This window comes from Octadecabacter arcticus 238 (genome assembly GCF_000155735.2).
GTDB lineage: Bacteria > Pseudomonadota > Alphaproteobacteria > Rhodobacterales > Rhodobacteraceae > Octadecabacter > Octadecabacter arcticus.
Genome location: NC_020908.1, coordinates 2,355,728 through 2,372,530, shown reverse-complemented (window position 1 = coordinate 2,372,530; position 16,803 = coordinate 2,355,728). Strand labels below are relative to the sequence as shown.

The 16,803-nt window shown below is 56.8% G+C and carries 16 protein-coding genes, 1 tRNA gene and 2 pseudogenes; 7 read left to right on the top strand and 12 right to left on the bottom strand.

What is annotated here, in order from left to right:
- The first annotated feature begins 26 nt into the window (after window positions 1–26).
- On the top strand, window positions 27–758 hold the full coding sequence (locus tag OA238_RS12310; RefSeq protein ID WP_015495419.1) for a proteasome-type protease: 732 nt from the start codon (window positions 27–29) through the stop codon (window positions 756–758).
- A gap of 215 nt (window positions 759–973) precedes the next feature.
- Here the strand turns inward: OA238_RS12310 and tnpC (OA238_RS12305) are convergent.
- A pseudogene (gene tnpC, locus OA238_RS12305) lies at window positions 974–2,152 on the bottom strand (IS66 family transposase); the annotation flags it as partial.
- A 15-nt stretch (window positions 2,153–2,167) separates the two neighbouring features.
- Entirely contained in the window at window positions 2,168–2,389 is a 222-nt protein-coding gene (locus tag OA238_RS33770; protein WP_015495645.1) for a DUF6444 domain-containing protein, read from the bottom strand.
- Between the two features lie 71 nt (window positions 2,390–2,460).
- Here OA238_RS33770 and OA238_RS12300 point away from each other — a divergent pair, with 71 nt between their 5' ends.
- Complete coding sequence (locus OA238_RS12300) at window positions 2,461–2,769, top strand: hypothetical protein (RefSeq protein ID WP_144055895.1); 309 nt, start codon at window positions 2,461–2,463, stop codon at window positions 2,767–2,769.
- 96 nt (window positions 2,770–2,865) lie between these two features.
- On the opposite strand, the gene trpD is transcribed toward OA238_RS12300, so the two are convergent.
- Complete coding sequence (gene trpD, locus OA238_RS12295) at window positions 2,866–3,879, bottom strand: anthranilate phosphoribosyltransferase (RefSeq protein WP_015495417.1); 1,014 nt, start codon at window positions 3,877–3,879, stop codon at window positions 2,866–2,868.
- Window positions 3,876–4,469 carry an anthranilate synthase component II gene (locus tag OA238_RS12290; protein WP_015495416.1) on the bottom strand — a complete coding sequence of 198 codons (594 nt, stop codon included), beginning with the start codon at window positions 4,467–4,469 and terminating at the stop codon, window positions 3,876–3,878. The genes trpD and OA238_RS12290 overlap by 4 nt, the downstream gene beginning before the upstream one ends.
- Before the next feature lie 168 nt (window positions 4,470–4,637).
- Here OA238_RS12290 and OA238_RS12285 point away from each other — a divergent pair, with 168 nt between their 5' ends.
- On the top strand, window positions 4,638–6,125 hold the full coding sequence (locus OA238_RS12285; protein ID WP_015495415.1) for a divergent polysaccharide deacetylase family protein: 1,488 nt from the start codon (window positions 4,638–4,640) through the stop codon (window positions 6,123–6,125).
- A gap of 59 nt (window positions 6,126–6,184) precedes the next feature.
- Here OA238_RS12285 and trpE read toward each other — a convergent pair whose 3' ends face one another.
- The 5 genes from trpE to fabI all read right to left on the bottom strand — a co-directional run bounded on the left by trpE (window position 6,185) and on the right by fabI (window position 12,267).
- The gene (gene trpE / locus OA238_RS12280) at window positions 6,185–7,687 is read right to left on the bottom strand and encodes an anthranilate synthase component I (protein WP_015495414.1); all 1,503 of its coding nucleotides are present in this window, start codon (window positions 7,685–7,687) and stop codon (window positions 6,185–6,187) included.
- A 3-nt stretch (window positions 7,688–7,690) separates the two neighbouring features.
- The gene (locus OA238_RS12275) at window positions 7,691–9,535 is read right to left on the bottom strand and encodes a peptidylprolyl isomerase (protein ID WP_015495413.1); all 1,845 of its coding nucleotides are present in this window, start codon (window positions 9,533–9,535) and stop codon (window positions 7,691–7,693) included.
- A 78-nt stretch (window positions 9,536–9,613) separates the two neighbouring features.
- A complete protein-coding gene (locus tag OA238_RS12270) occupies window positions 9,614–10,780 on the bottom strand; it encodes an aminotransferase (protein ID WP_044036736.1) in 1,167 nt (388 codons plus the stop codon).
- Between the two features lie 119 nt (window positions 10,781–10,899).
- Window positions 10,900–11,430 carry a xanthine phosphoribosyltransferase gene (gene gpt / locus OA238_RS12265; protein WP_015495411.1) on the bottom strand — a complete coding sequence of 177 codons (531 nt, stop codon included), beginning with the start codon at window positions 11,428–11,430 and terminating at the stop codon, window positions 10,900–10,902.
- A 24-nt stretch (window positions 11,431–11,454) separates the two neighbouring features.
- On the bottom strand, window positions 11,455–12,267 hold the full coding sequence (gene fabI / locus OA238_RS12260) for an enoyl-ACP reductase FabI (protein ID WP_015495410.1): 813 nt from the start codon (window positions 12,265–12,267) through the stop codon (window positions 11,455–11,457).
- Window positions 12,268–12,453: 186 nt separating this feature from the next.
- Between fabI and pdxH the strand changes: the two genes are divergently transcribed.
- The 3 genes from pdxH to OA238_RS12245 all read left to right on the top strand — a co-directional run bounded on the left by pdxH (window position 12,454) and on the right by OA238_RS12245 (window position 14,184).
- The gene (gene pdxH, locus OA238_RS12255) at window positions 12,454–13,059 is read left to right on the top strand and encodes a pyridoxamine 5'-phosphate oxidase (RefSeq protein ID WP_015495409.1); all 606 of its coding nucleotides are present in this window, start codon (window positions 12,454–12,456) and stop codon (window positions 13,057–13,059) included.
- A 121-nt stretch (window positions 13,060–13,180) separates the two neighbouring features.
- Window positions 13,181–13,714, top strand: a complete 534-nt coding sequence (locus OA238_RS12250) for a cold-shock protein (protein ID WP_015495408.1) — start codon at window positions 13,181–13,183, stop codon at window positions 13,712–13,714.
- Window positions 13,684–14,184 (top strand): DUF192 domain-containing protein, encoded by a 501-nt coding sequence (locus OA238_RS12245; protein WP_015495407.1) that lies wholly within the window; start codon window positions 13,684–13,686, stop codon window positions 14,182–14,184. Before OA238_RS12250 ends, OA238_RS12245 begins: the two co-directional genes overlap by 31 nt.
- A 70-nt stretch (window positions 14,185–14,254) precedes the next feature.
- Here OA238_RS12245 and tnpC (OA238_RS12240) read toward each other — a convergent pair.
- Window positions 14,255–15,433 (bottom strand): annotated as a pseudogene (gene tnpC / locus OA238_RS12240) (IS66 family transposase); the annotation flags it as partial.
- Window positions 15,434–15,448: 15 nt separating this feature from the next.
- Window positions 15,449–15,670, bottom strand: coding sequence for a DUF6444 domain-containing protein (locus OA238_RS33765; protein ID WP_015495645.1), 222 nt, complete (start codon window positions 15,668–15,670; stop codon window positions 15,449–15,451).
- Between the two features lie 197 nt (window positions 15,671–15,867).
- Here OA238_RS33765 and OA238_RS12235 point away from each other — a divergent pair.
- Window positions 15,868–15,944 (top strand) — tRNA-Pro (locus tag OA238_RS12235).
- A gap of 61 nt (window positions 15,945–16,005) precedes the next feature.
- Here the strand turns inward: OA238_RS12235 and OA238_RS12230 are convergent.
- Complete coding sequence (locus OA238_RS12230; RefSeq protein ID WP_015495406.1) at window positions 16,006–16,467, bottom strand: hypothetical protein; 462 nt, start codon at window positions 16,465–16,467, stop codon at window positions 16,006–16,008.
- Between the last annotated feature and the right edge of the window lie 336 nt (window positions 16,468–16,803).

The window sequence follows — 16,803 nt, the reverse complement described above, 5'->3', positions numbered from 1 at the left end:
TTCATAGAATTCCTTAAGGTATCAAAATGACTTACTGCATCGGCATGCGGCTCGACAAAGGGCTGGTGTTCATGTCGGACACCCGCACAAGCGCGGGCCTAGACAATTTCGCCGTTGCTAAGAAAATGTTTACTTGGAATGTTCCGGGCGAGCGCGCAATTACGATCATGACCGCCGGTAACCTGGCGACGACGCAATCGTTGATCAGCCTGCTCGAGGAACGGTCAAAATCACCCGCGGATCGCAATCCAAGCATTTTGGCTGCTGAGACGATGTTTCAGGTCGCCCGACTGGTCGGCGCCACCCTGAAAGAGGTGATCGCGGACAGCGCCCCAACAGGCCAAACTGCCAGCGACAAGTTTGGGGCGTCAATCATTGTCGGTGGAGAGATCCACGGCGGCAAACCTGCGATTTTCATGATTTATCCGGCTGGAAATTTTATCGAAGTGACGGACGACACCCCGTTTTTCCAGATTGGGGAAACCAAGTACGGCAAGCCGATTTTGATACGGGCATATGAAGCCGCGATGAGCTTTGAAGAAGCGGTGAAATTGTTGTTGGTGTCTTTTGATTCAACGGTCAAATCCAACCTGTCCGTTGGCATGCCGTTTGATTTGCAAATTTACGAATTTGGATCGTTGGATAGCAGTCGCGTGACACGGATCGAAGAGGATGATCCAGTTTACCAGGCGATTTCATCGGGCTGGGGCGCTGCGCTGCGCGATGCGTTCACGAAATTGCCGAACTACGGTGTGTAGCGAATGTCAGTGATCTGATGAGTCGCAGTCGCCAAACAGTCAGCTGGTTGGTGAATGACCGCACACGTTTAACGCGAAAATAGGGGTTAAACCCGCCAGAAAGCCGCTTTTTGAGCGATATGTGGATTTTTTAATCGACTGCGGCATATTGTCATGTTATTTTGTAACTCCCAAGGACCCCATCGGATATCGGGTTTTGTGTTGCCCTTGCGACGTTAGAGCCGAGCGATGATCTGTTGTGGTGATAGGGTGAGTGTTTCGAGGATATTGCACCCGTGTTTTCTGACCGTCGAGATGACGGATCTGATGTCAGCGAAGATCTGCGCGCCCTCGAGGGTGCGGAAAGTTCCCGAGATTTTCATGCGCAACTTCATCATGCGCAGGTCCCGTTCGGCCTGATTGTTGGTGAAGGGAACTGTGAAGTCCGTAAGGAACCTTAGGACGTCATCACGGTAGTCGCGCAAGCGGACCAGAAGGTTATGGCCTGGCCGCCTGGCTTTTCGGCCTCGCGCACCAGTGCGTCTAGCCAGTGGGTCTTGTCGCTCATGGAAGGCGAGGCCCTCGGTGAGGATCGCCATGTATTTGGTGAGGATGCCGTGGTGAACCGACGTGGGGAGTTCGGTCTCGCCTCGCCCCTGAGCCGCGCACTTGAGCTGATTGGCGCTGTTGAGCAGCACGCTCATCGCGCACGCCCACGGCTCCTTTTCGATTTCTTCGATGGCCTTGAGTTCCCGTAAATGATGCGCCCCGCACAGGGCGTGCGCGTCCACCCCACTCATATGGGCGTAATAGGACTTCCAGTGGTCATGAACAATTGTCCCGCCGGTCAGGAAGGATGGAACAGCACCGCGCTTGGCGCTGATGCGATAATGCGTGAAGGCGAGATCGCTGATTGAGTGCAGCCAGTGCAGCTTACCATCAACACGAAGTCCGGTCTCATCCAGATGCCGAACGCCGCCTTCATTGAGCCGGGCCAGAATGTGTTCGACGACGCCACCCAAGGTACGCGCTGTGCCGTTCACCCAGTTGGTCACGCTGGCCGCGCATAGGCTGGTGGCACCAAACAAATCACGCAGGAGTTGGCAGACCCGATCCTCGGGGATCAGCTGCTGAACATTGCAGTAGACCGCCGCCGCCCGAATGCGCTTACCGTATTGCACGTGTGCATTCACGCCATCGGGAAAGGTGGCTGTCGTCGTGGCTCGGCAATGGCCACAACAATAAATCGCTGCCTGATGCTCTGTGACCTCCAGACGCGGCACCGGTATGTCATAAACCTGACGCCTCTCCACCGCCTTGATCATCCCAGCCGTCAAGCCATGCTGACAGGTGCCACAGGCCTCAGCCTCATGTCGCTCCACAAAGTCAGGCGTTGCTGTCTGACGTAGGGTGTCGCCTCGGTGGCCAACTTAACCACCACTTTTCTTACCGGACTTACCACGCAGGCTACGCGGTACCGGCTTCTTCAACCCATCACTCGAAGGCGGCTTGCTGCTATTACTGCTGTTCTTGGCCAACTGACGCCGCAGATCCGCATTCTCTTGCGCCATGCTCGCCAACGCGGCTTCCAACTCGGCGATCCTGCGCAGAGCCGTGGCAAGGAGTTGTTCAAGAGCAGTAACTTGGTCCATTCCACCAATGATTCAGAGAAATCGTCACAGCACCACGAAATTCAGACCACAACAGAAAATTCATGCGCCTAATGGCCAAGGAGACTCACATCAAAACTGACAAAAACCCGTTATCGGCTGGGGTGCTTGGGAGTTACAAGAAATCAATGAAGCGGCGTGGCCGCCCTCATATCTTCGTCAACGATAAGCTCCATTCTTACGGTGAGACGTTGAAGGAGATCGGCAATGCCGACAAGCAGAAAACTGGCGGCTGGAAGACCCTCCGTGCTTCACATTGGCAACCAATGTTGACGTCTACTTCTGCGACCCGCAGTCGCCTTGGCAACGCGGATCGGACGCCAGCAGAGACGTTCGCCGAGTGTGTTGCGTCGATCGGCTGAGACCGCCACCGAAAGGTAACGCATTTATAAACGCTGACCCCGCTTTGCGCCCCGGGATACTTTTGATGCAAAGACGCGAGGCAGGGTGAGGTGAGTTTAGCCTTGGGTGATTTTGGCCAAGGTTTGCAGGGCTGTTTTGGCGCCGCCGCTGTCGATGCTTTCCTTGGCCATTTCCACGCCAGCTTTGAGGCCTTCGACCTTGCCTGCCACCAGCAATGCAGCGGAGGCGTTGAGCAACACCGCGTCGCGGTAAGCGGAGGCTTCACCGTCCAGCAGGGCGCGGAAGGCCTTGGCGTTGTCTGCGGGTGATCCGCCTAAGATGGAATGGAACGGATGCACAGGCAGGCCTGCGTCTTCGGGATGGACTTCGCGCGCCGTGATCATCCCCTGCGACAGGGCCGCCACAGACGTTGTGCCGCAGATCGTGATTTCGTCGGTACCGTCTGAGCCGTGGACCAACCATGCGGCTTCGGTCCCGAGGTCTTTGAGGGTTTCTGCCATCGGGAAGATCAAATCAATGGCGAAGGCCCCTGTCAGTTGGCGTTTGACGCCTGCAGGATTGGTCAGCGGGCCGAGGATATTGAAAATCGTTTTGCAGCCCAGTTCCTGACGGGTCGGCATCACGTGTTTGATGGCTGGATGATGCATTGGGGCCATCATAAAGCCGATACCGGCCTCGCTGATGCAGCGTTCGACCACGTCCGCGCCGACCATGACATTGACGCCCATTTCCCCGAGCGCATCTGCAGCACCTGACAGCGAGGACAGATTGCGGTTGCCGTGCTTGGCGACGGGCACGCCCGCACCCGCGACCACAAAGGCGGTGGCGGTTGAAATATTGAGCGTGCCTTTGCCGTCGCCGCCAGTGCCAACAATGTCCATCGCACCGATTGGGGCTTTGACGGGGACGCAGCGCGCGCGCATGACCGAGGCGGCTGCTGCGTATTCTGCCACAGATTCGCCGCGCGCGCGCATCGCCATCAGCAGTCCGCCGATTTGTGAGGGTGTCGCGCTACCTTCAAACAGGGCGTCGAAGGCCATTTCTGCCTGTGCACGGCTGAGCGGGCCTTCGGATGCGGCGTAGATCAGGGGCTTCATCATATCGCTCATGCTGGGACTTTCGACTTTGAGGGCATTACATCTAGGAAGTTTTGCAGCATAGCGTGGCCGTGTTCGGATTTGATGCTTTCGGGGTGAAATTGCACGCCGTGGATTGGCAAGTCGCGGTGTTGCAGGCCCATGATCGTCCCATCGCTCAGCTCGGCGGTGATCTCGAGGCAATCGGGAAGCGTTTCGCGTTCAACCGTGAGGGAATGATAACGCGTCGCCTCAAACGGGGTGGGCAGACCCTTGAACACCGATTTGCCGTTGTGATGCATGGTGCCCATTTTGCCATGGACGATTTCATGGCAGCGAATAACCTTGCCGCCGAAGGCTTCGCCAATGGTTTGATGACCAAGGCACACGCCCATCAGCGGGGTCTTTGTTTCGGCGGCGGCTTTGGTCAGGGCCAGACAGATGCCAGCCTGCGCCGGATCGCAGGGACCAGGCGACAGCACAATGCCGGACGCCCCCATGCCCATTGCCGTTTCAACGTCAATCGCGTCATTGCGGCGAACGACAACATCCGCGCCAAGTTCGCCGAAATAATGCACCAGATTGTAGGTGAAGCTGTCATAGTTATCGATCAGAAGAAGCATGGAATTGCCACCTTTGGGATGGGTTAAATTGGGGCTACTTTCATGCCGTGGCCCCTTGTATAGTGTGTCCATACATGGGCTGGAGCGCAAGTTGCGTCAAGACCTGCATTACACCCCAAACCGGCCCATAAGAGGCCAATTGGGACCGACAAAAGAGGCGACGAGCATATGCGCGGAATGATAGGTGGGATATTGACGGGCGGCTTGGTGTCCGCATTGGGCTTGGGTGCAGCATCCATAATGAGCGAGCTGCCCGCAGGGCTGACACCCCCCGCGCCACCATTGATTGACGCCCCGATAGCAGAGCCCGTTGCGGTAGATGCAGATGAGACGAGCAATCTGACTACACCGGTGGGCAGTCTCTCCATCCAAGAACCACAGGCACCGGATTTGCCCGACGGTGAGGCGGCGATTGTAGAGCCAGGTGCGCCGCAACCCTCAGCGCCGGAAGCCCAAGCGCCGCGCGCGGACACTGACCCGCTTGATGAGCCCGAGGTTTTGTCAATTGAAGGAGTGATGACCGCGCCGAATGCCTCCGAAGCTGTTATTTTGCTGGCCCAGCCCGTTGATCCGGTGTTGCCCAACCCGCAGTCATTGGCGCCACAAACGCCAGTGAACGAGGCGGATTTGACCATTTTGACCACACCCGCCCAGCCGACCGTCGTCGTTGAACCGGAAGTGGACGAAAGTGAAATTATAGCGGACGACCCTGCGGTTTCGGACGTTGCGGTGCCGCCATCCGAGGACACGTTTGTGGTGGATTTGGGCGCAGCGCCTGAGGGGATTGAAGACGCCCCGACAGACCAACCTGCGGATGAGGTTTTGGCCTCTGGAACCCAGAGTGAGGACGCGCCTGCGATACCGCGCCTTCAGTTGCAGGGCGGCGAAAACACGTTGCTGGCTGAGCGCGCAACGGGTGTGACCGTGCGACGACCCACTGGCGATGCCGTGGCCGCGCCCGAAGAGACCGAGACCACGGCGCAGATCAATGCGCTGTTGGATTTTGCTGCGACGTCGGGCGACGACGGATCAAAGCCGCTGATGTCGATTGTTTTGATTGATGACGGGTCTATGTCGGCTGCAGCAGCCGCATTGGCGGGTTTGGCATTTCCGGTGACAATCGCGCTGGATCCACTGCAGGAAAATGCTTCGGCATTGATGGCGCGCTACCGCGACGACGGCTTTGAGGTCGCGGTATTGGCCAAGCTGCCAGAGGGCGCGGTGCCAAGTGATGTAGAAATCACATTCGAGAGCGTTTTTAGCACCTTGCCAGAAACGATTGCGGTGCTTGATATTGGTAACGGTGGTTTACAGACGCACCGCGCTGTGACTGATCAGGTGATGAATGTTCTGGCCTCGCAAGGGCGCGGTTTCGTGACCATGAGCCAAGGATTGAACATGGCGGTACGTGCCGCTGAACAGGCGGGCGTGCCTGCGGCAGTGGTCTACACAGATCTGGACGATGATGATCAGGACGCGCGGGTAGTGCGCCGCTTTGTGGATCAAGCTGCGTTTCGTACCCGTCAGGAAAGTGGTGTCGTGCTGGTGGGTCGTATGCGCCCCGACACGATTTCGGCGTTGATCCTTTGGGGATCGACCAGCCAAGATGACCAAATTGCCATTGTGCCGCTCAGCGCGGTCTTGCGCGCACAGTAGCGGCAAAAACGGGTGGCAGATATTGTGCGGCGATAAAAGTCAATGCGGCACAATTCGCGCTATGAATTGCCTGACCTGAACATCGTCGCGTCGGCAGCGGCGCGGCGAATGGCGTTCGATTTGTGCACGGTTTCCATATATTCGGCCTCTGGGTCGCTGTCATAGACAACGCCGCCGCCCGCTTGGATATAAAGCTGGTCACCCTTCAGCACGGCAGTACGCAGCGCGATGCACATGTCCATGTCACCGTTCGCTGAAAAGTAGCCACAACCGCCGCCGTAAAGCCCACGCTTTTCCGGTTCCAACTCGTCAATGATTTCCATCGCTCGGACTTTGGGCGCGCCCGAGACAGTCCCTGCGGGCATACCAGCAAAAAACGCTGACAGCGCGTCTTGATCGTCGGCCAACTCGCCCACGACGTTTGATACGATGTGCATGACGTGGCTGTAGCGTTCGACGATGAATTGTTCCGTCGGGCGCACTGTGCCGATCTTGCAGACCTTGCCAGTGTCGTTGCGGCCAAGATCAAGCAACATCAAATGTTCGGCAAGCTCTTTTTGGTCGGCTAGTAAATCAGCTTCAAACGCGTTGTCTTCCTCTGGTGTGGCGCCGCGGGGGCGGGTGCCCGCGATCGGGCGAATCGTGACTTCCGAGCCGAACACGCGGACCAGAATTTCAGGGCTGGCACCGATGACCTGATAATCGCCGTAGTTGAAATAGAACATGAACGGTGACGGGTTGGTGCGGCGCAAGGAACGATACAATGCAAAGGGCGGTTCACTGTAGGTTTGTGTCCAGCGTTGCGACGGCACACATTGGAAAATATCGCCCGCACGGATGTAGTCTTTGGCCTTTTCAACGGCGTCCATATAGCCCGATTTGGTAAAGTTCGACACGGGGTCGGGGACGTCGACTGCACTGCCCAAGGTGCGTTCGGTTAATGGCACGGGCAATTCCAGCGCGCGCTGCGCGTCCATCACCCGTTCAGCGGCTTGCGCATAGGCGGCTTTGGCCGTGAGGCCGGAGGTCGCATAGGCAGGCGCCACGAGGATGACTTCGCCTTTTACACCGTCCAGCACGGCCACAACAGAGGGGCGCAACATCACAGCGTCGGGCAAGCCAAGCGGGTCGGGGTTTACATCGGGCAGGTGTTCAACCAGCCGGATCATATCATAGCCGAGGTAGCCAAACAGGCCCGCACTGGCGGCTGGAAGATCAGCAGGCAGATCAATCTGGCTTTCCGCGATCAGGCTGCGAAGATTATCGAGGGGATCACCGGACTGATCGATAAATCCGTCTTCGTCAAAGCGTGCGTCGCGGTTGATGCGGCTTTGCGTGCCGTTGCAGTCCCAAATCAGATCCGGCTTCATCCCAACAATAGAATAGCGACCCCGAATTTCGCCGCCCGTCACAGATTCCAGCAAAAACGCGTGTTTGCCAGCTGCGGTGAGTTTCAGCATCAGCGACACAGGCGTGTCGAGATCGGCGGTCAGACGGGTGTAGACGATCTGGTTTTCACCCGCGTCATATCCCGCGCTGAAAGTGTCAAAATCGGGTGTCATGATCTAGCGGAAGTTTGTGTGAACAGCGTTGCGCGCCTGTTCGTTGACTTGCACATCGGTTCGCAACTGCACGGTTCGGCTGTACAACTCGTAGATGTCCTGCGCGATGCCTTCACCTGCTGATTCAGCGACGGACGCGACTTCAGCTGTGTAGGCTTCGTCGGACGAGTCGGCGGCGGTGATCGCGTCAAGCCGCACAATGATCGCGCCGTTCTCTGTCGGCAGCACGCGCACGTTGCCGATTTCCATTTCAAACACATCCCTGAGGAACGTAGGCGGCGTGCCATTGATAAAGCCGCGCCGTGTGATGTTGTTTTCCTGGATCGCGTTCAGGTCAAGGAATGCGAAATCCTGCACCGCAGACATGAGTTGTGCCTGCTTAGCTTCGGCGGCGGCAATGACCGCTGCGGCGGTTTCTTGGGCTTCCCAGCCCGCAACAACTTGGTCGCGAATGTCATCCAGCGGGATCAGGGCAGGTGGGCGCACGTCGATCACATCAACGGCAAACAAGCCGCCGTCATCAAGTTCTGCCAGTTCCGGAAAGTCCCCGACGTCTTGCGTTGCGGCCACATCACGAAAGGCGGCGTAGGCGGCGATATCATCGGTGGTGAGGCTGGTAAAGTCGAGTTCGCCCAGCACCATATCGGTTTGCGCGACCAAGTTGTCCAAAGATGCGCCACCGGCCAACAGGTTGGTGATCGGATCGATCTGGTCTTCGATCAAACGCTGCGCGCGCGCTGCCGACTGGGTTTCGCGCAGCGCGGGCAGGGCTTGCTCAAAAGTCGTGTTTTGCGCTGCAAGAACCGCGTTCATCCGGAACAATGCAGGGCCAAGATCGGTTGGGAACGGGCCGGACACACCACCGGTTTCAGATGCGAACACGGCCTCTCCTGCTGCGCCCAATTGGGCCAGACTGACATCGCCACCGTCGACATCGTCAAGGCTGAGGCCGCGATCGGCCACCAATTGCGGGAACGTGGTGTCGCCGGCGTTGATCGCATCCAGTGCGGTTTGTGCGGCTTCGTCATTGGCGAAAACCAAGCGTTCAATCAGACGGCGTTCCGCCTGTACGAATTCGTCAATGCGCTCGTCATATTCTAGGCGCAGTTCTTCTTCGTCCACAGGCATGTCATCCTGAATCATCGACGGAACGATCCACGCAAAGCGCAATTCGCGGGTTTCCAAACTGGTGTAAAGATTTGGGTTGGCGTCGTAGTGCGCTTGCAAATCATCTTCGCTCGGCTCTGGCAGGGTGATGTCGACGTCAGCGGCATTCAGCGCAGCCCATGTAAATGTGCGCCCTTCGCGAATAAACTGCGCAACCACCTCACCGAACACGGACGGATCGGGGACGCCGGTAAAGACAGCACCTTGCAGCAAGGCACGCGCAGCGCCCTCACGCAGGTCGGTTTCATATTCACGCACGTTCATACCGGACCGAGACAGCGTTTCGCGGTAGGTTGTGCGATCAAAGGTGCCCTCGAAGCCGCGAAAGTTCGGGTCTGCCAGAACCTGCTCGCTGATGACGCGGTCGCCCACCGACAGACCAAGAATTGCGGCTTCGTTGTCCAAGCTGCGTTCGGCCACGACGATCTGCAACGCCCGACTAGGAACTTGTGCGTCCTGAGCTTCGGGGAAGGAAATTGTGCGGCCTTCTTGCGCGCTTCGAAGTCTGATCTGGGTTTGCAATTCTTGGTAATAGCGTTGCGCGGACAGGGTTTTATCGCCCACCGCCCCAATGGATTGCAGGTTGCCCGACAGACCGGATGCGCCAAAGCCCATCAGTCCCACAAAAAGCAGGCCCAGTATGATCCACACGAAGAAGTTTTTCGTTTTGCCCTTGGTCATGATGCAATCGCCCAAATAATAAGTCAGAATTCACGTTTGCAACTGAATAGGCGCGCGGTGGGCAGGGTGCAAGCGGACTTAAGGCTGATAGGCCACCAGACGGTCAAACAATGCCATTATCCCAGCGCGATCCACGTTGGCAAAGGCGATGCGAAGGTGCTGTTGGCCACCATTATCGGGCATAAACATCGTACCCGGTAGGGTGAGAACGCCTGCCTGTTTCACAAGGTCCTGTGCCAGCGCATCCGACGCCATATCAAACGGATGCTTCAGATAGGCAAAATAGGCGCCGCAGCCCTCCAGTTCCCAGCCTTTTGCCGCAAGACGTGGAAATTGATCCTCAATCGCAGCGCGCCGGTCCAGTATCTCGCGGCGTTCCCCCGCCAGCCAATCGCGCAAGTTGCGCATGCCCCAAAGGGCGGCGTGTTGGCCCAATTGGTTGGGGCAGATCGTGACCGTGTCGAGGAACTTTTCCACTTCGGCCAAACGTTCAGAAGACGCGATCAAGGCACCGACACGGTGGCCCGTCAATCGATATGCCTTTGAGAACGAGTAAAGCTGGATCAATGTGTCGTCCCAGTTCGGGTCGCCGAACAACTGATGCGGTGCGCCTGTCCGGCTGTCAAAATCGCGGTAGGTTTCGTCAATGATCAGCGCAATGCCGCGCCCGCGCGCGAGGTCTGCGAAGGCTTGCACCGTTTCAGCCGGATATTCGACGCCGCCCGGGTTATTCGGTGTGACCAGCGCGATTGCGCGGGTTTTGTCGGTGATCAGTGCTGCGGCATCTTTTGCGCTGGAGATTAAGCCATTGGGTGCGGCAAGAGGCACGGTTGTGACGCCCGCCATATCGAGCCACATGCGGTGGTTGAAATAATACGGCACGGGGAGAATAACCTCATCGCCCTCACCGCAGAGTGTGGAAATTGCCGCCGCAAACGCCTGATTGCAGCCAGACGTGATCGCCACGTTGTGGGGTGTGATTGTCCCACCATAAGCCCGCGACCACTGCGCCGCGACTTCTGCGCGCAAGTCAGGCAGGCCGAGGACAGGGCCATATAAATGGGTCGTATCGTCTTCAATAATCATCCGCGCCATCGCCTCGCGCATCGCCAAAGGGGGCGGGTCCACAGGGGCGGCCTGACTGACATTAATAAGCGGGCGGGTGCTAAAATCGACGCCGTCCAACCAGCGTCGCGCCTCCATGACTGGTGGGGAGAATGTCGTGGCGGTGCGGGGAAGGGTCATATTTTTTCTCATCTGCAGGAGCCTCCGGCGGGAGTTGTAAAGCCAAGATGAAGAATAAAGCCCATCTTCATCTTGGCCAGATAAACTCTCCCCGAAGGGCCGGTTTCGCTCAAGCGCGCCTAATCTTTGCCGCGATACGGTTCGACGTATTGCAGCGCCATGTCCCACGGGAAGAAAATCCATGTGTCTTGGGACACGCCGGTGATGAACGTATCGACCTGCGGTTCACCTTCGGGTTTGGCATAGACAGTCGCGAAATGTGCTTTTGGATATTGCGCGCGCACCAGTTCAAGGGTTTTGCCGCTGTCGACCAAATCATCAATGACAAGAATACCAGTTCCGTCGCCCATCATCGTGGCATCGGGGGATTTCAGCACGCGGGCTTCGCGTCGTTGATCGGCTGCCCCGCCACCGGAATAATACGAGATGACCGAAATTGTATCGACCGTGCGAATGTCGAGTTCGCGCGCCACGATCATCGCAGGCGCCATGCCACCACGGGTGATCGCAACAACGGCTTTCCACGCCCCATCATCAGGACCTTTACCGTCAAGGCGCCATGCAAGCGCGCGGCTGTCGCGGTGGATTTGATCCCATGAAATATGGAAACCTTTTTCGTGGGGCAGGCGGCTTTCGTCTTTGGCGGTCATGGCATCGTCCTTGTTTGGTCTTTGTTAGTCTTTATTCGGGGACATATCGGGGGCATCGACGGCCTTCATGCCAACAACGTGGTAGCCAGCGTCAACGTGATGGACTTCACCGGTGACGCCTGAACTGAGGTCAGACAGCAGATAAAGGGCCGAACCGCCAACCTCGTCGATGGTGACGTTTTTGCGCAGGGGGGAGTTGTATTCGTTCCATTTCAGGATGTAGCGGAAATCGCCAATTCCCGAGGCCGCAAGCGTTCTGATCGGCCCTGCCGAAATGGCGTTCACCCGGATGCCGTCCTTGCCAAGGTCTTCGGCCATATAACGTACCGAGGATTCCAACGCTGCCTTGGCGATCCCCATGACATTATAATGCGGCATGATGCGTTCAGCGCCGTAATAGGTAAGGGTTATGGCAGACCCACCTTTGTTCATCATCTTTTCGGCGCGCTGCATAACGGCCGTGAACGAATACACCGAAATATCCATCGTCATCATAAAATTGGCGCGGCTGGTATCAACGTAACGACCACGAAGTTCATTTTTATCAGAAAATCCAATGGCATGGACAACGAAGTCAAAGTTGTCCCAACGCGTCTTCAAGCCATCAAACAGGGCATCGATCGAGGCTTCGTCGCCAACATCACAAGGCAGAACGAAATCTGACCCAAGGGAGGCGGCCAGTGGGACGACCCGTTTCTTCAGCGCGTCCCCCTGATATGAAAAAGCAAGGTCTGCACCCGCATCGCCGAGGGCCTTAGCGATACCCCAAGCGATGGATTTTTCGTTGGCGAGACCCATAATAAGGCCGCGTTTCCCCTGCATCAAATTGGATGGCATGAATTCCCCTTCGCACGATCGGACATTTTGGCCGAGCCTCAAAGCCACCCATTGGCGGCCGCTGTTGATTGGGTGTAAGCGATAGGCGCGGGTGCCACAAGACTTTCAGGCGCGCCGCGTTTGGCACTTGACCGACACCGCGCCGAGGCCAACTAAGATGAAAACGTGTATTGAAAGGCGAATGATATGGCAGACCGCAGCGGACTATTTGCAGGCGATAATCCCTTTGACATCGTGCGAGCTTGGTTGGCCGAGGCGCAAGAAGTAGAGCCCAACGATCCTAATGCCGTGGCCTTGTCCACGGTTGACGGTGACGGCATGCCGAATGCGCGGATTGTTCTGCTAAAGGATGTTGAAGACGACGGGTTCGTCTTTTTCACCAATTACGGCAGTACCAAAGGCCAAGAGTTGGATCAGTCCGGCAAAGCCGCGTTTGTTATGCATTGGAAATCCCTGCGACGTCAGATCCGTGTGCGCGGCACCGTCACGCGGGAAGACGGCCCGCAGGCGGATTCCTATTTCCAGTCGCGCAATTCCCAAAGCCGCCTTGGGGCTTGGGCGTCCCAGCAATCGCGTCCACTCGCCTCGCGTGATGCGCTGGTTGCACAGGTTGAACAGGCGGCAACAGAACACGGGCCAGATCCGATTCGACCGCCATTTTGGGGTGGTTTCCGTATCTGTCCGGTTGAAATTGAATTCTGGGCCGACGGCGCATCTAGGTTGCATGATCGGTTCAGGTGGTCGCGACAAGGGCGAGTAAAGCTTTGGGAAATAAACCGATTATACCCATAATTATTCACGCTACGTAAAAAGGTCGATCTGAGCGCTTGTATGTTCTTGATCAAACAGTCAGTTATCTCAGGATTGGATAGCTCGCGGTTGTTTTAGTGGATACGCGAGCCTGGGCTTAAACATGAACGATATTACAACCGAAGGCTACGTCATGAAGGGCCACGTCAAGTGGTTTGACGCAGGCAAAGGGTTTGGTTTCATCCTTGCCCAAGAGGGTGGCGCGGATATTTTGCTGCACGCCAATGTCCTGCGAAACTTTGGACAAAGTTCCGTCGCTGACGACACTGGCATCGAAGTGTTGGTTGCCGAAACAGAGCGCGGCCTGCAGGCGATTGAAGTTTTATCCATTGAACAAAATCTAGCACCACCCGGATCAGGGCTTGCTGACTTTGCCGAATTTGATCCCGCAGACATCGCCGCCGTCCCGATTGAACCTGCACGGGTTAAATGGTTCGACAAAGGCAAAGGGTTCGGATTTGCGAATGTGTTTGGCGATGACGCTGACATTTTTGTGCATGTCGAAGTCTTGCGCCTTGCGGGTCTTGCTGATCTGTTTCCTGGCGAGGCCATTGCGCTGCGGGCCATGGAAGGCAAACGCGGGCTTATGGCTGCTGAGGTATTGCCATGGGAAAGCGCTGTTCCGCGTCCTTTATAACGTCGACTATCATAGCATGGACAGCCGCAGTATTCGGCTTTGCTGGTGCTGCGTTTGCGGCGTGTTCGCAAGACACGGTGTCTGTGCGCGGTGATTTCGGATCGGCGCAGTTTACGGTTGAAGTTGCCGATTCAAGTGCAGAGCGGTCCCGTGGTCTGATGTTCGTGGAACAGATGGCAACGACGCATGGTATGTTGTTTGTCTATGGCCACCCACAGAGCGTCAGTTTCTGGATGCGCAACACACTTATCCCGCTTGATATGGTTTTTGTCGATGACACGGGCGTGATCCGTAACATCCATTCCATGGCGCAACCCCTCGATGAGATACCGATATTTGGCGGCACGGACATCCAGTTTGTGCTTGAGATCAATGGCGGGCTGGCCGATCGGCTCGGCATGGACGTCGGAGATCAGATGCAGCACATCAGTTTTGGCAACGCTGCTATTTGGCCGTGTGAAACCAACTGACAAATCAATTAAAAAAAGGTAACTCCCAAGGACCCCATCGGATATCGGGTTTTGTGTTGCCCTTGCGACGTTAGAGCCGAGCGATGATCTGTTGTGGTGATAGGGTGAGTGTTTCGAGGATATTGCCCCCGTGTTTTCTGACCGTCGAGATGACGGATCTGATGTCAGCGAAGACCTGCGCGCCCTCGAGGGTGCGGAAAGTTCCCGAGATTTTCATGCGCAACTTCATCATGCGCAGGTCCCGTTCGGCCTGATTGTTGGTGAAGGGAACTGTGAAGTCCGTAAGGAACCTTAGGACGTCATCACGGTAGTCGCGCAAGCGGACCAGAAGGTTATGGCCTGGCCGCCTGGCTTTTCGGCCTCGCGCACCAGTGCGTCTAGCCAGTGGGTCTTGTCGCTCATGGAAGGCGAGGCCCTCGGTGAGGATCGCCATGTATTTGGTGAGGATGCCGTGGTGAACCGACGTGGGGAGTTCGGTCTCGCCTCGCCCCTGAGCCGCGCACTTGAGCTGATTGGCGCTGTTGAGCAGCACGCTCATCGCGCACGCCCACGGCTCCTTTTCGATTTCTTCGATGGCCTTGAGTTCCCGTAAATGATGCGCCCCGCACAGGGCGTGCGCGTCCACCCCACTCATATGGGCGTAATAGGACTTCCAGTGGTCATGAACAATTGTCCCGCCGGTCAGGAAGGATGGAACAGCACCGCGCTTGGCGCTGATGCGATAATGCGTGAAGGCGAGATCGCTGATTGAGTGCAGCCAGTGCAGCTTACCAGCAACACGAAGTCCGGTCTCATCCAGATGCCGAACGCCGCCTTCATTGAGCCGGGCCAGAATGTGTTCGACGACGCCACCCAAGGTACGCGCTGTGCCGTTCACCCAGTTGGTCACGCTGGCCGCGCATAGGCTGGTGGCACCAAACAAATCACGCAGGAGTTGGCAGACCCGATCCTCGGGGATCAGCTGCTGAACATTGCAGTAGACCGCTGCCGCCCGAATGCGCTTACCGTATTGCACGTGTGCATTCACGCCATCGGGAAAGGTGGCTGTCGTCGTGGCTCGGCAATGACCACAACAATAAATCGCTGCCTGATGCTCTGTGACCTCCAGACGCGGCACCGGTATGTCATAAACCTGACGCCTCTCCACCGCCTTGATCATCCCAGCCGTCAAGCCATGCTGACAGGTGCCACAGGCCTCAGCCTCATGTCGCTCCACAAAGTCAGGCGTTGCTGTCTGACGTAGGGTGTCGCCTCGGTGGCCAACTTAACCACCACTTTTCTTACCGGACTTACCACGCAGGCTACGCGGTACCGGCTTCTTCAACCCATCACTCGAAGGCGGCTTGCTGCTATTACTGCTGTTCTTGGCCAACTGACGCCGCAGATCCGCATTCTCTTGCGCCATGCTCGCCAACGCGGCTTCCAACTCGGCGATCCTGCGCAGAGCCGTGGCGAGGAGTTGTTCAAGAGCAGTAACTTGGTCCATTCCACCAATGATTCAGAGAAATCGTCACAGCGCCACGAAATTCAGACCACAACAGAAAATTCATGCGCCTAATAACCAAGGAGACTCACATCAAAACTGACAAAAACCCGTTATCGGCTGGGGTGCTTGGGAGTTACAAAAAAATGTATTTAAGGTCTTTGCAACCGCGCAAACACCCACTAGATAAGGCCTTGGTTCGGGGCGTGGCGCAGCCTGGTAGCGCATCTGTTTTGGGAACAGAGGGTCGAAGGTTCGAATCCTTTCGCCCCGACCACTTCTAACAATATTCAAAACCCAAGTCTGCAAAGTTCGATCTTTGCAGGCACTTGGTCGCCTCAGAGGGGTTGACTACCGGCGGCCCTCAGCAGGGCCCTCAATTCATTGGACACCGATAGATCAGGGAACCGCACTTGTTGTGCGCCTCCTGACCGCTGTGGCACGCGGATGTAATTGTCAGCCGTCACCAAATACCCCAGAGACGTGTCGCGCCCCGTGAACGCGATGATGAATTTGGGCAGGGCTTGTACGGAGCCGTTAAATTGCAAAATGAGGGCGGCGGCTGATTCTGTGTCTTGAAAGGACTCGCAGCGGACCTCGTTGCGGCTGGGTTGGACGACAGTTTGGGCCGGCCCGTCGCAAATTGCGGCAGCTGCTACGAACAAGTTGGATGGATAGGCAGGAATATAAGCCTGTTGCGCACCTTCGGCGGCGTCGCCAGCGGTTGCTGCCACGCCGGATACCACTGCTTCGGTGCAGCCTGCCAATGCCATTACCAAAGTTAACACAACCCAACGCATGCAAATCCCCTCGTTACTTTACGTGACAAGACTGACACAGCCGCGTGGTTGCGCAAGTCACGTTTGGCCGATGCGCGGTCACATTCGCGGGCCTGTGGGTAACTCATGTAGAAAGTGAAGTTTGTGGCGTAGCGCTCTGGCATTCTTGGGTTTTTAGGAATTGGTCTGACGGGACGGGTGGCTGGACAGGTCTGTGTGTAACCCTGAGGGAGAATCGGGGGTGGTTTTTTGGTCCCCTTGGTTAAGGTCCGGTCAAGACTGTTTAATCTATATTTAGTGTAAAAATTCTGTTGCCCCTCTAGGTGTAGATGGGCGATGTTGTAAAAGCTGGAAGAG

What these genes read in the sequence shown, in the direction of transcription:
- OA238_RS12310 (WP_015495419.1), top strand. Translation starts at nt 27, where the DNA reads ATGACTTACTGCATCGGCATGCGGCTCGACAAAGGGCTGGTGTTCATG.
- OA238_RS33770 (WP_015495645.1), bottom strand. Translation starts at nt 2,389, where the DNA reads ATGGACCAAGTTACTGCTCTTGAACAACTCCTTGCCACGGCTCTGCGC.
- OA238_RS12300 (WP_144055895.1), top strand. Translation starts at nt 2,461, where the DNA reads ATGGCCAAGGAGACTCACATCAAAACTGACAAAAACCCGTTATCGGCT.
- trpD (WP_015495417.1), bottom strand. Translation starts at nt 3,879, where the DNA reads ATGAGCGATATGATGAAGCCCCTGATCTACGCCGCATCCGAAGGCCCG.
- OA238_RS12290 (WP_015495416.1), bottom strand. Translation starts at nt 4,469, where the DNA reads ATGCTTCTTCTGATCGATAACTATGACAGCTTCACCTACAATCTGGTG.
- OA238_RS12285 (WP_015495415.1), top strand. Translation starts at nt 4,638, where the DNA reads ATGCGCGGAATGATAGGTGGGATATTGACGGGCGGCTTGGTGTCCGCA.
- trpE (WP_015495414.1), bottom strand. Translation starts at nt 7,687, where the DNA reads ATGACACCCGATTTTGACACTTTCAGCGCGGGATATGACGCGGGTGAA.
- OA238_RS12275 (WP_015495413.1), bottom strand. Translation starts at nt 9,535, where the DNA reads ATGACCAAGGGCAAAACGAAAAACTTCTTCGTGTGGATCATACTGGGC.
- OA238_RS12270 (WP_044036736.1), bottom strand. Translation starts at nt 10,780, where the DNA reads ATGACCCTTCCCCGCACCGCCACGACATTCTCCCCACCAGTCATGGAG.
- gpt (WP_015495411.1), bottom strand. Translation starts at nt 11,430, where the DNA reads ATGACCGCCAAAGACGAAAGCCGCCTGCCCCACGAAAAAGGTTTCCAT.
- fabI (WP_015495410.1), bottom strand. Translation starts at nt 12,267, where the DNA reads ATGCCATCCAATTTGATGCAGGGGAAACGCGGCCTTATTATGGGTCTC.
- pdxH (WP_015495409.1), top strand. Translation starts at nt 12,454, where the DNA reads ATGGCAGACCGCAGCGGACTATTTGCAGGCGATAATCCCTTTGACATC.
- OA238_RS12250 (WP_015495408.1), top strand. Translation starts at nt 13,181, where the DNA reads ATGAACGATATTACAACCGAAGGCTACGTCATGAAGGGCCACGTCAAG.
- OA238_RS12245 (WP_015495407.1), top strand. Translation starts at nt 13,684, where the DNA reads ATGGGAAAGCGCTGTTCCGCGTCCTTTATAACGTCGACTATCATAGCA.
- OA238_RS33765 (WP_015495645.1), bottom strand. Translation starts at nt 15,670, where the DNA reads ATGGACCAAGTTACTGCTCTTGAACAACTCCTCGCCACGGCTCTGCGC.
- OA238_RS12230 (WP_015495406.1), bottom strand. Translation starts at nt 16,467, where the DNA reads ATGCGTTGGGTTGTGTTAACTTTGGTAATGGCATTGGCAGGCTGCACC.